At 67.2% G+C, this 13,896-nt stretch carries 17 protein-coding genes; 13 read left to right on the top strand and 4 right to left on the bottom strand.

Translation table 11 applies throughout. The features are described 5' to 3' along the window. Nucleotides 1-10 precede the first annotated feature (10 nt). The 9 genes from ACFP3H_RS03370 to ACFP3H_RS03330 all read left to right on the top strand — a co-directional run bounded on the left by ACFP3H_RS03370 (nucleotide 11) and on the right by ACFP3H_RS03330 (nucleotide 9,033). Complete coding sequence (locus ACFP3H_RS03370; protein ID WP_378599304.1) at nucleotides 11-793, top strand: type III pantothenate kinase; 783 nt, start codon at nucleotides 11-13, stop codon at nucleotides 791-793. 128 nt (nucleotides 794-921) lie between these two features. Beyond that, the gene (locus tag ACFP3H_RS03365) at nucleotides 922-1,518 is read left to right on the top strand and encodes a cysteine dioxygenase (RefSeq protein ID WP_378599302.1); all 597 of its coding nucleotides are present in this window, start codon (nucleotides 922-924) and stop codon (nucleotides 1,516-1,518) included. Further along, nucleotides 1,518-1,949 (top strand): rhodanese-like domain-containing protein, encoded by a 432-nt coding sequence (locus ACFP3H_RS03360; RefSeq protein ID WP_378599299.1) that lies wholly within the window; start codon nucleotides 1,518-1,520, stop codon nucleotides 1,947-1,949. Before ACFP3H_RS03365 ends, ACFP3H_RS03360 begins: the two co-directional genes overlap by 1 nt. Nucleotides 1,950-2,167: 218 nt before the next feature. After that, nucleotides 2,168-3,634, top strand: a complete 1,467-nt coding sequence (gene lysS, locus ACFP3H_RS03355) for a lysine--tRNA ligase (protein WP_378599664.1) — start codon at nucleotides 2,168-2,170, stop codon at nucleotides 3,632-3,634. A gap of 115 nt (nucleotides 3,635-3,749) precedes the next feature. Next, nucleotides 3,750-4,112 carry a histone-like nucleoid-structuring protein Lsr2 gene (locus ACFP3H_RS03350; protein WP_378599296.1) on the top strand — a complete coding sequence of 121 codons (363 nt, stop codon included), beginning with the start codon at nucleotides 3,750-3,752 and terminating at the stop codon, nucleotides 4,110-4,112. 205 nt (nucleotides 4,113-4,317) lie between these two features. Further along, nucleotides 4,318-4,929, top strand: a complete 612-nt coding sequence (locus tag ACFP3H_RS03345) for an FHA domain-containing protein (protein WP_465263748.1) — start codon at nucleotides 4,318-4,320, stop codon at nucleotides 4,927-4,929. Between the two features lie 125 nt (nucleotides 4,930-5,054). Next, entirely contained in the window at nucleotides 5,055-5,603 is a 549-nt protein-coding gene (locus ACFP3H_RS03340; protein WP_378599293.1) for an anthrone oxygenase family protein, read from the top strand. Between the two features lie 273 nt (nucleotides 5,604-5,876). Continuing rightward, nucleotides 5,877-8,444 carry an ATP-dependent Clp protease ATP-binding subunit gene (locus ACFP3H_RS03335; protein ID WP_378599290.1) on the top strand — a complete coding sequence of 856 codons (2,568 nt, stop codon included), beginning with the start codon at nucleotides 5,877-5,879 and terminating at the stop codon, nucleotides 8,442-8,444. Nucleotides 8,445-8,502: 58 nt separating this feature from the next. Beyond that, the gene (locus ACFP3H_RS03330; RefSeq protein ID WP_378599287.1) at nucleotides 8,503-9,033 is read left to right on the top strand and encodes a VWA domain-containing protein; all 531 of its coding nucleotides are present in this window, start codon (nucleotides 8,503-8,505) and stop codon (nucleotides 9,031-9,033) included. A gap of 50 nt (nucleotides 9,034-9,083) precedes the next feature. Here ACFP3H_RS03330 and ACFP3H_RS03325 read toward each other — a convergent pair whose 3' ends face one another. The 3 genes from ACFP3H_RS03325 to ACFP3H_RS03315 form a co-directional block, all read right to left on the bottom strand. After that, nucleotides 9,084-10,127 carry a sensor histidine kinase gene (locus ACFP3H_RS03325; RefSeq protein WP_378599284.1) on the bottom strand — a complete coding sequence of 348 codons (1,044 nt, stop codon included), beginning with the start codon at nucleotides 10,125-10,127 and terminating at the stop codon, nucleotides 9,084-9,086. Between the two features lie 72 nt (nucleotides 10,128-10,199). Then, the gene (locus ACFP3H_RS03320) at nucleotides 10,200-10,697 is read right to left on the bottom strand and encodes a DUF4240 domain-containing protein (protein WP_378599281.1); all 498 of its coding nucleotides are present in this window, start codon (nucleotides 10,695-10,697) and stop codon (nucleotides 10,200-10,202) included. Nucleotides 10,698-10,734: 37 nt separating this feature from the next. Next, nucleotides 10,735-11,340 (bottom strand): TetR/AcrR family transcriptional regulator, encoded by a 606-nt coding sequence (locus tag ACFP3H_RS03315; protein ID WP_378599278.1) that lies wholly within the window; start codon nucleotides 11,338-11,340, stop codon nucleotides 10,735-10,737. 104 nt (nucleotides 11,341-11,444) lie between these two features. Here ACFP3H_RS03315 and ACFP3H_RS03310 point away from each other — a divergent pair, with 104 nt between their 5' ends. From ACFP3H_RS03310 to ACFP3H_RS03295, 4 genes are read left to right on the top strand one after another with little or no spacing between them, the layout of a single operon-like run. Then, nucleotides 11,445-12,098, top strand: a complete 654-nt coding sequence (locus tag ACFP3H_RS03310) for an FMN-dependent NADH-azoreductase (protein ID WP_378599275.1) — start codon at nucleotides 11,445-11,447, stop codon at nucleotides 12,096-12,098. Then, entirely contained in the window at nucleotides 12,095-12,415 is a 321-nt protein-coding gene (locus tag ACFP3H_RS03305) for a DMT family transporter (RefSeq protein WP_378599273.1), read from the top strand. Before ACFP3H_RS03310 ends, ACFP3H_RS03305 begins: the two co-directional genes overlap by 4 nt. 55 nt (nucleotides 12,416-12,470) lie before the next feature. Beyond that, complete coding sequence (locus tag ACFP3H_RS03300) at nucleotides 12,471-12,917, top strand: SRPBCC family protein (protein ID WP_378599270.1); 447 nt, start codon at nucleotides 12,471-12,473, stop codon at nucleotides 12,915-12,917. Between the two features lie 55 nt (nucleotides 12,918-12,972). Then, nucleotides 12,973-13,410: an OsmC family peroxiredoxin gene (locus tag ACFP3H_RS03295; RefSeq protein WP_378599267.1), complete on the top strand. Its 438-nt coding sequence runs from the start codon at nucleotides 12,973-12,975 to the stop codon at nucleotides 13,408-13,410. 13 nt (nucleotides 13,411-13,423) lie between these two features. Here ACFP3H_RS03295 and ACFP3H_RS03290 read toward each other — a convergent pair whose 3' ends face one another. Then, nucleotides 13,424-13,876, bottom strand: coding sequence for a hypothetical protein (locus tag ACFP3H_RS03290; protein ID WP_378599264.1), 453 nt, complete (start codon nucleotides 13,874-13,876; stop codon nucleotides 13,424-13,426). Nucleotides 13,877-13,896: the final 20 nt, after the last annotated feature.

The following is a 13,896-nucleotide window of genomic DNA, read 5'->3' as shown; positions in this document are numbered from 1 at the left end:
GTCGACACACATGCTGCTGACGATCGACGTCCGCAACACCGGCATCGAGCTCGGCCTGTTCTCCGGGAGCGGGGAACACGCGAAGCTGGTGCGGCACTGGCGGATTCACACCAATCCGTTGATCACCGCCGACGAGTTCGCGATGCAGGTGCGCGGGCTGGTCGGCGCCGAGGTGGACCAGATCGTCGGCGTCTCGGCGCTGTCGACCGTGCCGCCGGTGCTGCGCGAACTGCGCACCATGCTCGCGCGGTACTGGTCGCACGTGCCGCACGTGCTGGTGGAACCCGGTGTGCGCACGGGCATTCCGCTGCTGGTCGACAATCCGAAGGAGGTCGGCGCCGACCGCATCGTCAACTGCCTGGCCGCCTACCGCTCCTTCGGCGGCCCGGCGATCGTCGTCGACTTCGGCACCGCGATCTGCGTGGACCTGGTCTCGGCCAAGGGCGAGTTCCTCGGCGGGGTGATCGCGCCGGGCGTGGAGATCTCGGCCGAGGCCCTGGTCGAACGCAGCGCGATGCGTCGCGTCGAGCTGGCGCGCCCGCGTTCGGTGGTGGGCAAGAACAGCATGGAGTGCATCCAGTCCGGGGCGATCTTCGGTTTCGCCGGGCTGGTCGACGGTCTGGTCGACCGCATCCGCGACGAATTCGACGCGTTCGCGGGCACCGATGTCACCGTGGTCGCCACCGGGGCGGCCGCGCCGCTGATCGTGCCGGAATCGGAAACCATCGACGCGCACGTGCCGCACCTCACACTCACCGGATTGCGGCATGTCTACGAGCGCAACAAGAAATAGTGTCTGCTAAGCTACTTCTCGTGATCTTCCGTGTGAGCACCCAGGAGTGTTGTCGAGGCTAATCTGCCTCGACCGTTCGAGGCTGACGTTTTCCCTCGACCGTTTTCTCACCTTCTGGAGATGCGCTCATGCGTTCTTCTATCCTTTCCCTGGCCTCCGCCCGCGACGACTACTCCGCGACGCCCCCGCTCGATCGGGCCGTCGCCTCGGCCCTGCCGACCCGGTTGCGACCCGCGGACCTGCTGCGACTCACCGACGAGGGTGCCGAAGACGTCCTGTCGGGCCGCTACGACCACCTGCTCCCGGCCGACGGCGTCTGGCCCACCGACGAGCGCTGGGCGGTGCGCCTTTCCCACGACGACGAGGTCGATGTCTGGCTGATCAGCTGGACGCCCGGCAAATTCACCGATCTGCACGATCACGCCGGCTCGCTGGGCGCGCTCACCGTGCTCAGCGGCGCGCTGTCGGAATATCGCTGGAATGGTTCGGAATTACGCAGGCGCACCCTCGCCGCCGGTGATCAGGCGTCGTTCCCGATCGGCTGGGTGCACGATGTGACCCGCGCGCCCGCCGCCGCGGAATCGGTCGGCCCGCTCGATCCCACCCTCAGCGTGCACGCCTATTCCCCGCCGTTGACGGCGATGTCCTATTACGAAGTGACAGGCCACGGCACTTTGCGCCGTACCAAAACCGTCCTCACCGACCAGCCCGAAGGTGATCTGTGATGAGCCGTTTGACGATTGATCAGATGCTCGACAACGCACGCGCCCGACTACACCGCGTGTATGTCTACGACCTGGCCGCCGCATTGGAACGCGGTGCGATTCTGGTCGACATCCGACCGGCCGCCCAGCGCGTGCGCGAGGGTTCGCTGCCCGGCGCCCTGGTGATCGAACGAAATGTCTTGGAATGGCGTCTCGATCCGACCTCCTCGGCGCGCTTGTCGCTGGCCGCCGACCACGATGTGGAATGGATCATTTTCTGCTCCGAGGGCTACACCTCGAGTTTGGCCGCGGCCGCGCTGCAGGACCTCGGCCTGCACCGGGCCACCGATCTGATCGGCGGCTACCAGGCATTGAAGTCGGCGGGTTTGTTGACCGTCGGCGTCGGCGTCCCGCATTTCGCCCGTGAGGTCGACGCGCTGGCCTCGCTGTAGCGGCACGAATTGTGAGGCAACTCACTGTCTTTGACGGGGTCGGGTAACTTCCCGGCCCCTTCCGCCGTCGCGCGGGCCGCCGGTGCGTCGAATTCGCGGGGAGGCGGCACTTAATTCGGTTTCGACGCCCGCTAGGGTTATCGGATGTGAGCACTCCTAACCCCGCCGCACCCGGCCGCGCCGCCACATCCGCTGTGGACATCGATGTTCCCGAGCAGATGCGGATTCGCCGGGACAAGCGCGAACGGCTGCTCACCGCAGGCACCGAGGCCTATCCCGTCGTCGTGCCGCGCACCCACACGCTGGCCGAAATCCGTGCCGCCTACCCGGATTTGGCGCCCGACACCCAGACCGGTCTGCAGGCCGGTATCGCGGGCCGGGTCATATTCGTCCGCAATACCGGCAAGCTGTGCTTCGCCACGCTGCAGGAAGGCGACGGCACCAAGCTGCAGGCGATGATCAGCCTCAACGGTGTCGGCGCCGACGCGCTCGCGTCCTGGAAGGCCGATGTCGACCTCGGCGACTTCGTGTTCGTGCACGGCGAGGTCATTTCCTCGCGCACCGGCGAATTGAGCGTGATGGCCGATTCCTGGTCCATGGCGGCCAAGTCGCTGCGCCCGCTGCCGGTGGCGCACAAGGAGATGAACGAGGAGTCGCGCGTCCGCCAGCGCTACGTCGACCTGATCGTGCGTCCCGAGGCCAGGGAAATGGCCCGGACCCGCGTGAACGTGGTCCGCGCGCTGCGCAACGCCCTCGAGCGCCGCGGCTTCCTCGAGGTCGAGACCCCGATGCTGCAGACCATCCACGGCGGCGCCGCCGCGCGCCCGTTCGTCACCCACTCCAATGCCCTGGACATGGACCTGTTCCTGCGCATCGCGCCGGAGCTGTTCCTCAAGCGCTGCGTGGTCGGCGGCTTGGAGAAGGTCTTCGAGATCAACCGCAACTTCCGCAACGAAGGCGCCGACTCCACCCATTCGCCCGAGTTCGCGATGCTGGAAACCTACGAGGCGTACGGCACCTACGACGACTCCGCGACGATGATCCGGGAATTGGTCCAGGAAGTCGCGCAGGAGGCATTCGGCACCCTTGTTGTGACCCTTCCCGACGGCACCGAATATGACCTCGGTGGTGAGTGGACGACCGTCGAGATGTATCCCTCGCTGTCGGAGTCGATCGGTGTCACCGTCACTCCGGAAACCACTGTCGAGGAATTGCTGGCACTGGCCGATCGGGTCGGTCTGGAAATTCCTTCCGACAAGGGCTACGGCCACGGGAAACTGGTCGAAGAACTGTGGGAGCATGTCTACGGCGACAACCTCTATACACCGACTTTCGTTCGCGACTTCCCGGTCGAGACTTCTCCGCTCACGCGTCAGCATCGCAGCAAGTCCGGCGTCACCGAGAAGTGGGACCTCTATGTTCGCGGGTTCGAGTTGGCCACGGGCTATTCCGAACTCGTCGACCCGGTGATCCAGCGCGAACGCTTCGTCGACCAGGCGCGGCTGGCCGCGGCCGGTGATGACGAGGCCATGGTGCTCGATGAAGACTTCCTCGCCGCGATGGAACACGGCATGCCGCCGACCACCGGAACCGGTATGGGAATCGATCGCTTGTTGATGGCGTTGACGGGTTCGGGAATCCGGGAAACGATCCTGTTCCCGATTGTGCGACCCACTAGTCGCTGACCAGTGAATTCGCGGGGTGAAGACCCCGTGTTGGAAATTTCGCATTTCGGGGTATTCTTGCCTCGGGTATTCGGCCTGGAGGCAGGCTTGACGATTTCGAGAGGACGTTCATCTCATGGCAAAGAAGGTCACCGTTAGCCTGATCGACGATGTCGACGGTGAGTCCATCGCGGACGAGACCATCGAGTTCGCTATCGATGGGGTGTCGTACGAGATCGATCTGTCGGACGCAAATGCCGCGCGTCTGCGTGAAGGCCTGGACGAGTGGGTGGCCAACGCCCGTCGCGTGAGTGGCCGTCGCCGGGTGAAGTCCGCCGGCGCGCCCGCACCGCAGGGCAAGAGCCGCGTTTCCATGGACCGTGAGCAGAGTGCCGCAATTCGCGAATGGGCTCGCCGTAAGGGCCACAAGGTGTCGGCCCGTGGTCGTATCTCCGCGGAAATCACCGACGCGTACAACAAGGAAGTCGGCAAGGCGTAAGTATCGGTCTCCGGTTCGCGGCACTGGTCGGCCCGACCGCCGCGAACCGGCCGCTACTCGGGGGTTCCTGTTGGGGGACAGGGTTTTCGAGCGTGGGGTAGGTGTCTGGGTCGGAGGGTTCGTCCACGGGTGTGGGTGGCCCTGTCGTGGGAAGTAGACTGTTGGCCGTGCACAAGGTGTTTCGAGTCTCCCGCGGCGTCGCGTCGTGACCTCTTTTCTGCGGTATACCGACGACACCGGTAAGCAACACGAACTGGCCCTCGAGGCCGATCAGCAGCGGGTCACGATCGGCCGCAATGTGCAGGCCGATCTGGTGCTCGCCTGGGACGCGGAGGTCTCGCGGCTGCACGCGGCCGTAGAGCACCTCGGCGCGCACTGGACCATCGTCGACGACGGCCTCTCGCGCAACGGAACCTTTGTCAACGGGGAGCGACTGGTGGGTCGACGCCGCCTCAGTCCCGGCGACCGGATCCGGGTCGGGACCACGCTGGTGCACTTCTTCGACTTCGGCGGGGTGGTCGACGACGCCACGCACACCGCGTCGGGCTCCATTCCCACCATGCGCTCGCTCACCGATACCCAGCGAGCGGTCCTCATCGCCCTGTGCCGCCCGTACAAGCACGGCACCGGTTTCGCCACACCCGCCTCGAATCAGCAGATCGCCGAGGAACTGTTCCTCTCCATCGACGCGATCAAAACCCACCTGCGCGCCCTCTTCGCGAAGTTCGGCGTGGAGAACCTGCCCCAGAACCAGAAGCGCACCCGCCTGGCAGCCCTAGCCATGCAAAGCGGAATGATCTCCGACCACGAATTGTGAGTCGGACGCTCACGTAGGCGGCTGAGCGTTTGGACTATGTTGCTGGTGGGGTCCTGGGCGGTTGACTTGCTCGTATCGCCGGAGCGCGGAGAACGTGTTTCGGGTCACGAGTCAGGAGACATCGCATGTTCGCAGTTCGGTTGGCCGCCCTGGTGTCGGCACTGCTCAGTACCGGTCTCGTCGCGGGGGTGTTCTACGCCTACGCGATGTCGGTGATGCCCGCGCTGGCGCGCACCGACGACCGCACGTTGATCGAGGTCATGCAGAAGATCAACGTGGTCATCATCAACCCGTGGTTCATGATCGGGTTCCTCGGCACCGTCGGTTTCACCGGCCTCGCGGCGGTCCTGCACCTGGGCAGCGACCAGCGCGCCACGCTGATCTGGATCGGAATCGCGTTGGCGCTCAACGTGATCGCCTTCGCCGTCACCGCCGCCATGAACGTCCCGCTCAACGACGCGCTCGCCGCGGCGGGCGATCCGGCGACCATCGCCGACCCGGCCGCGGTGCGCGCGGACTTCTACCAGAGCTGGGTCCGCTGGAACATCGTGCGCGCCGTCCTGCACACCGCGGCCCTGCTGGTCCTCGGCGGCGCGCTGTTCGCGGCGGGCGCGCACCATTCCCGCGTCGAGGCCGCACCGGTGGCGGTGCCCGTCGCGTCCCACGCCCGGTGACACCCCCGCGCGATTTCGCTGTAGGCAAAACTGAACCGGAAACGAATGCCGCGACGTGCGCGTTGTGAGTGAATGACCATGTTGTCGCCGGTCATCAATAGGGTGGACCGGCGGCGGCGGAATCCCGTGCCAACTAGAGTGGATGGCGGGGGCCGCAACCCCCGGGCTTCATGGCAGGCTGACGGCGACAGTTGTCGGTCCGACGCCCTAGGTTGTATCGAGCACACTGCGGCGTCTGTTGCCAGAATGTCGGAGCAGGAGAGTGAGGGAGCGATGTTCGAGAGGTTCACCGACCGCGCGAGGCGTGTCGTTGTCCTGGCCCAAGAAGAGGCCCGGATGCTCAACCACAACTACATCGGCACCGAGCACATCCTGCTTGGGTTGATCCACGAGGGCGAGGGCGTGGCGGCGAAGTCGCTGGAGTCCTTGGGCATCTCGCTGGAGGGTGTGCGTAGCCAGGTCGAGGAGATCATCGGGCAGGGCCAGCAGGCGCCGTCCGGTCACATCCCCTTCACCCCGCGCGCCAAGAAGGTGCTGGAGCTGAGCCTGCGCGAGGCGCTGCAGCTCGGCCACAACTACATCGGTACCGAGCACATCCTGCTCGGCCTCATCCGCGAGGGTGAGGGCGTTGCGGCCCAGGTGCTGGTCAAGCTGGGTGCCGACCTCAACCGGGTGCGCCAGCAGGTCATCCAGCTGCTGTCGGGCTACCAGGGCAAGGAGCCCGTCGAGGGCGCCGGTCCGCGCGGCGAGGCGGGCACCCCGTCCACGTCGCTGGTGCTCGACCAGTTCGGTCGCAACCTCACCCAGGCCGCCCTCGAGGGCAAGCTCGACCCGGTCATCGGCCGCTCGAAGGAAATCGAGCGCGTGATGCAGGTGCTCAGCCGCCGCACCAAGAACAACCCGGTGCTGATCGGTGAGCCCGGCGTCGGTAAGACCGCGGTCGTGGAGGGCCTGGCCCAGGCCATCGTCAACGGCGAGGTCCCCGAGACCCTCAAGGACAAGCAGCTCTACACCCTCGACCTGGGTTCCCTGGTCGCGGGCAGCCGCTACCGCGGTGACTTCGAAGAGCGCCTGAAGAAGGTGCTCAAGGAGATCAACACCCGCGGCGACATCATCCTGTTCATCGACGAGCTGCACACGCTCGTCGGCGCGGGTGCTGCCGAAGGCGCCATCGACGCGGCCTCGATTCTGAAGCCGAAGCTGGCCCGTGGCGAGCTGCAGACCATCGGCGCCACCACCCTCGACGAGTACCGCAAGTACATCGAGAAGGACGCCGCCCTGGAACGCCGTTTCCAGCCGGTCCAGGTGGGCGAGCCGACCGTCGAGCACACCATCAACATCCTCAAGGGTCTGCGCGACCGCTACGAGGCGCACCACCGGGTCTCCATCACCGATGGCGCGCTGGTCGCCGCGGCCACCCTGGCCGACCGCTACATCAACGACCGGTTCCTCCCGGACAAGGCGATCGACCTGATCGACGAGGCGGGCGCGCGCATGCGCATCCGCCGGATGACCGCTCCGCCGGACCTGCGCGACTTCGACGACAAGATCGCCGACGCGCGCCGGGAGAAGGAAAGCGCGATCGACGCGCAGGACTTCGAGAAGGCCGCGCGGTTGCGCGACAAGGAGAAGCAGCTCGTCGCCAAGCGGGCCGAGCGCGAAAAGCAGTGGCGTTCCGGTGATCTGGACGTCGTGGCCGAGGTCGACGACGAGCAGATCGCGGAGGTGCTGGCCAACTGGACCGGCATCCCCGTCTTCAAGCTCACCGAGGAGGAGACCACCCGTCTGCTCCGCATGGAGGACGAGCTGCACAAGCGGATCATCGGCCAGGAGGATGCCGTCAAGGCCGTCTCCAAGGCGATCCGCCGCACGCGCGCCGGTCTGAAGGATCCCAAGCGTCCCTCGGGCTCGTTCATCTTCGCCGGCCCGTCCGGTGTCGGTAAGACCGAGCTGTCCAAGGCGCTGGCGAACTTCCTGTTCGGTGACGACGACGCGCTCATCCAGATCGACATGGGCGAGTTCCACGACCGCTTCACCGCTTCTCGTCTGTTCGGTGCCCCTCCCGGGTACGTGGGCTACGAGGAGGGCGGCCAGCTCACCGAGAAGGTGCGGCGCAAGCCGTTCTCGGTCGTGCTGTTCGACGAGATCGAGAAGGCGCACCAGGAGATCTACAACACCCTCCTGCAGGTGCTCGAGGACGGCCGTCTCACCGACGGTCAGGGTCGTACGGTCGACTTCAAGAACACCGTGCTGATCTTCACCTCGAACCTGGGCACCTCCGACATCTCCAAGGCGGTGGGCCTGGGCTTCACCCAGTCCAACGTCGAGGGCTCGAACTACGAGCGGATGAAGCAGAAGGTCAACGACGAGCTGAAGAAGCACTTCCGCCCGGAGTTCCTCAACCGCATCGACGACGTGATCGTGTTCCACCAGCTCACCAGCGATCAGATCGTGATGATGGTGGACCTGATGATCAACCGCGTCGCCACCGCGCTGAAGAACAAGGACATGGGTATCGAGCTGACCGACCAGGCCAAGAGCCTGCTCGCCAAGCGCGGTTTCGACCCGGTCCTCGGCGCTCGTCCGCTGCGTCGCACGATCCAGCGCGAGATCGAGGACCAGCTCTCGGAGAAGATCCTCTTCGGCGAGATCGGCGCGGGCCAGACCATCGTGGTCGACGTCGACAACTGGAACGGCGAGGGCCTCGGCGAGGACGCGAAGTTCACCTTCGCGGGCAAGACCAAGCTGACCAAGGCGTCCGCGGGCGACGACAAGCCCGAGGTCGTCCTCACCGGCGCAGCCGAGGGCACCGCCCCCGAGGCCGCAGCCTCCGGCGAGTAACCAGCTGAACGAAAAGCCCGCCCCTGGAAATCTCAGGGGCGGGCTTTTTCGCGCCTCCGTGCCGAAGCGGATCGAGGTCACGCTCGCGCAGTTCGACACCACCTATGACGTGGTGTACGCGAATGTGCCGCTGGATCAGGTGCCCGCGCCGAGTGTGCAGCCGCGTGGTGGAACGGCGCTCTATGACGCGCTCGGGACGCTGGTCACCAGTGTGGGTGCGGAATTGGCCGCTCGGCCGGAAGCCGAACGTCCGGGCACTGTGATCGTTGTGGTGCTCACCGATGGGCACGAGAATTCCAGTCGCGAATGGACCCATGCGGCGGTGAAGTCGCTGATCACCCAGCAGCAGGATGTCTACAACTGGACCTTCGTTTTCCTCGGCGCCAATATGGACGCGGTGGAGGTGGGTTCCAACCTCGGCTTCGATCCCGGTTCGGCGATCACCTACGCGCCGGTCGCGGGTGGGGTGCGTGGCGCGTTCGATGCGCTGTCGGCGTACTCCGCGCGCGCTCAGGCCGCCCCGGCGGGAAGCCCGGGGCGGGCGAGCTTCTCCGATTCCGAACGTCGACAGGCGGGTCAGGACACCTAGCGTCGACCGGGGCAGTCGGCCGGCCTGATCCACCGCCCCGGCGGACAGGATCAGCCGGTCGACTCGACCTTGCTGCTCGCCGACCGGGCCTCGGTCGACAACACCGCGGGCCGGGCAGGCAGTCGAGCGGCCACCCGGAACCCACCGGAGGGTCGCGGACCGGCCGTGAGCGCCCCGCCGAGGGCGTGAGCGCGCTCGCGCATCGCGATGATCCCGTTCCCGCCGATCCCGGTGCGGACAGCGGTCTCGGTGGGTCGGGAGTTGTCGACGGTGATGTCGATCGATTCCGGCGTGTACCGCAGCGTGATCAGCGCCCGCGCACCCGGCGCGTGCCGAGCCACATTGTTCAACGACTCCAACACGATGCGGGCCGCCGCCACGTCGATCGCGCCGGGCAGCTTCTTGGGCATGCCGATGATCTTGGTGTCGACATCGAGCCCCGTCGCGCGCGGATGTTCCAAGAGAATGTCGAGGTCGTCGAGGGTGGGCGCTGGGGCGCGCGGGGATGCTACGTTGCGCGGGGGAGCGGCTTCGGCATCGCTGACCGGAGCTTCCGGGTACTCGGGCGCGGTGCCGCTGCGGATCGCCTGGAGTAGCGAATGCACCTCCGCCAGCGACTCTTTGGATGTCGTCTTGATCGTCGCCAGCGCGGCCGCCGCCTGCTGCGGCTTGCGATCGAACAACTCCAACGCCACCGACGCCTGCGTATTGATCAGCGAAAGACTGTGCGCGAGAACATCGTGCAGCTCACGGGCGATCTCGAGCCGCTCCTCGGCCGCCACCCTGGCCTGCTGAGCCTGCTCCTCGCCCTGGACAGCCTGCGCCTGCCGTTCGCGCGCCAGCACCACGTCCCGCCGCTGCCGCACCACCGCCGCCGTCGCGACCAGCACACCGCCCAACGCCAGCAGCCCGACCACCTGCCACGCCGCGACGGACCGCCCCAGTAGTAGCAGCAGCGCCGCCACCGCCACCAGATAGGCGACCGCGACCAGCGAGTATGTGCGCCATCGAGATCCGACGACACCCGCGATCACCACCGCAAGGCCCCGGTCCGGCACGACCGAGCCACGCTCCCACTTCGCAGACGCTCCCACCCCTGTCACCCTATTGCGTGCGCCGCCCCTACGCTGCGGTCCGCGTCCAGCAAGCCGCACCGGAGCCGACCCCTACCAGTGCGCGGGGTTCGACGCGGTTTCGCGCGAGATGCCCGACCCGGTCTCGGGATAACTACCGAACAGGTCGTTGTGCAGGTGGGTGAAGAAGTAGCACATCTCCTCGCATTCGGCGTCGGTCAGCGCGTTCTGGGGATCGGCGAGTACGGCGTCGTAGTGTTCGCGGCCCATCGCGACGATGAACCCACGGCAGTACAGGAATCCGTCATCGGACCCGTCGGTGATCTCCTGGATCGAGGCGCGGTCGATATCGAACAGCGAACGCTCGAGCGCGCGGTCGAGCGCGGTGAGTTCCGCGCTGGTCAAACCGGCCGACAGGGTGCGTAGCTCGGCGAGGAACGGGTCGAGCAGGGCGTCGTCGGACGAGCGATCGGAGCTCGAGATCAGCGCGGCGCGCCGCTCGGTGCCGGATCCGACCCGCTCCCAGGCGGATTCGAGCAGGCTCCAGAAGATGGTGATCTCGGCTTCGGTGGGCAGTGTTGTCGTCGTCACAGGATCAGACGCTAGCCGGGGGCACCGACAAGTTCGCTCAGCCCGACGCGCCGAGGATCCGGTGGGCGAGCGTGCGCAGGCCCGCGCTGATCTGCTCGGGGGAGAGTCCGCGCGCCCGCTGCTGGAGATAGACCTCCGCGGCGAGCGGTGCGAGCACCGAATCGACCAGCGAATCAGGCTGGGGGACAGCGGCTTCCACGAGCAATGCCCGTACGTGGGCAGCCCAGAATCCGTAGGCGCCCGTGGCGAACCGAGCGCCGCCGGTTTCCGCGCCGAGCACCAGATGCGCGTGCGCGGCCAGCAGTTCGACCATCGCGGCATAGAACGCGGCGAGCCGGTCGGCGGGCGCCGCACCGGGCCCGAGCGGCGGCTCCCCGCGCAAGAGCTGTTCCTGGAGGGCCCGTTCGTGCTCGTCGAGGAGCGCGACGGCGATCGCGGTGCGGTCGGGATAGCGGCGGTAGAGGGTGCCGCGGCCGACGCCCGCCGCCTTGGCGATGTCGTCCATGGTGACCGTGCGCGGGTCGCGGGTGGCGAACAGTTCGGCCGCGGCCGCCAGCACTTTCGCGCGATTGCGGGCCGCGTCGGTGCGTTCCGCGGGCGGGTCGACCACCGCGTCGGTGAGCAGGTCGGATCGAAGCTCCATGCGTTCGACTCTAACCCAGAAAAGATTATGTGGACAAGATGTCCACTTGTGTTCTACCGTCGAGAAGCAAGCAAGCGGACATCATGTCCAGTTAGGGGATTCTCGTGACACACCTGCTGCACCTCGACGCCAGCGCCCGCACCCACTCGGTCAGCCGCCGCCTCGGCGCGGAATTCGTCCGAGCCTGGCGCGCCGCACACCCCGAGGGCACCTACACCCACCGCGACCTGGCACAACACCCGGTCCCGTTCATCGACGAAGGCTGGACGCAGCTGTGCGACGCCGTCCTCGCCGCGGGCGCAACCGATCTCGACCAACTCGCCGACCTGGCCCGCACCCCCGCCCAACGCGCCGCATGGGCCGTCGTCGAACCGCTGCTGGCCGAACTCCTGGCCGCCGACGTGATCCTCATCGGCACCCCGATGTACAACTACTCGATCCCGGCCGCGCTCAAAGCCTGGCTGGACCAGGTCACCTTCCCGCGAATGTCGCTGGGCCACCGCAGGTTCGTGGTCGTCAGCGCTCGCGGCGGCGCCTACTCGCCCGGCGCCCCGAAGGCGGCTTTCGACTACCAGGAGCGCTACCTGCGCGACTTCTTCGCCGGCCACTACGCCGTCGCCGACACCGTCTTCGTCCACGCCGAACTGGCCAACGCCGTCCTCGACCCCCACCTCGCCCACCTGCGTGCGGCCCACGAAACCTCACTCGCCGCCGCGATGAGCGAAAGTCGGCTCCTGGCACAGGATTACGTGCGATGAGCTGGGCGATCCTCGGGCTGGCTGGCCTGGTCGAAATCGTGTGGTCCCAGACCATCAAACCCACCGAGAACTTCACCAGACTCGGCCCCACCGTGGTCTGCGTCGCCCTCGGTGGCCTGGCGGTCTACCTGCTCTCGCGCGCCATGCAGACCCTGCCGGTCGGCACCGCCTACGCCGTCTTCACCGGCATCGGCGCGGTCGGCGCGATCGGACTCGGGGTGCTCGTGCACAAGGATCCGCTCAGCGCGGGCCGCGCGTTCGCGCTGACGTTGATCCTCGGCGGCATCGTGTTGGCGCGGCTGACCAATCCCGAGTGATGGTGTCGCACACCCGATGCGGGGTCGCGCCGGTCAGCACCGGTAAGGTCGGCTGATGGACCAGCCTGTTCGCCCCCCGGACCTGTCCACGCGCCCGCACGAGCTCACGGTCGAACGCGTGATGAAAGCCTCGCCCAGTCTGCTCTACGCGGCCTGGACCAAGGGCCTGGACCTGTGGCTGGCCGTTCCCGGATCGGTGCTCATGCGTCCCGCCGTCGACGAGCCCCTCTACTTCGACACCGGCTCCGACGAGAAGCGCAACCCCCATTACGGCCGCATCCTGCTGCTCGAGCCGAACCGCCGCATCGAGTTCACCTGGGTCACCGCCGCCACCGAGGGCGTCGAGACCGTGGTCGCCGCGGAATTCCTCACCCAACCGCGCGGCATCCGACTTCGCCTGCGCCACTCCGGTTTCCCCACCGCCGCCATTCGCGACCTACACCAGCAGGTCTGGCCGGACAAACTGGAACGGCTCGACGAAATCACCAGCGTCACCGCCTGAGCATCCGAGTAGGTTCGTCACCGTAGGAACGTCACTTCGAACCGAAAGGATCGCGATGCCCACTCGTAGCGCACGCACACTCTGGTCAGGCGGACTGCAGGACGGTTCCGGGCAGGTCGAACTCGCCAGCTCGGGGGTGGGCAAGTTCGACGTGAGCTTCCCGCGCCGGGTCGCCGACGACGCTGAGGGCACCAGCCCCGAGGAACTGCTCGGCGCGTCGCACTCGTCGTGCTACTCGATGGCGCTGTCGGCCGAGATCGCCAACGCGGGCGGCACCCCGGAGAGCCTGGACGTGAGCGCCGACGTGACGCTCGCGCCCGACCCGGCCGGTGGTTTCCGGATCAGCAAGATCGTGCTCACCGTGCGCGGCCGGGCCTCGGGCCTGGACGCCGACGGTTTCGCCGCCGCCGCCCTCGCCGCCAAGAACGGGTGCCCGATCAGCAAGGCACTGGCCGGGGTCGCCGAGATCGAGCTGGACGCGGCGCTGGTCTGAGCCGGCGGGGTCGTCACCGCTGGGTGAACCAGCGGTGCGCGGCCCCGGTGTACATGGCCGGGATCGCGACGACCACGGCCAGGATGTGCACGGTGCGGCAGCCGACCAGCACGAGCGAGTCGGCGCCCATCCCGTCGAACAGCGTCGTGTAGTCGTCGGTGGACAGCAGCACCGCCAGCGGCTCGATGATCAACGAGATCAGGCCGACCACGCCGATGCCGACGGTGAGCAGCGCCCGCGCCACCCGCGAGCCGTTGAGCATGTACAGCGCGATCCCGAAGACCGCCAGGTAGATGGCCAGGCGGGGGAGTAAACCCGCTGCGGTGGCGCCGAATTCGTCACCGCCGCGCATCGCGCGCAGCAGTCCTTCGGCGACACCCGCGCCGAGGGCGGTGACGATTCCGCCGAACGCGACGGCCACCGAACGCGGGCGGGACGTGGAAACGAGAAAGGCAGTGCCGGTCATGACACCGACACTGCCGTTCT

This window comes from Nocardia lasii (genome assembly GCF_042658545.1).
In the GTDB taxonomy this organism is placed as follows: Bacteria; Actinomycetota; Actinomycetes; order Mycobacteriales; family Mycobacteriaceae; genus Nocardia; species Nocardia lasii.
The sequence above is the reverse complement of the archived record's forward strand: the minus strand, read 5'-3'. Positions and strand labels throughout refer to the sequence as shown.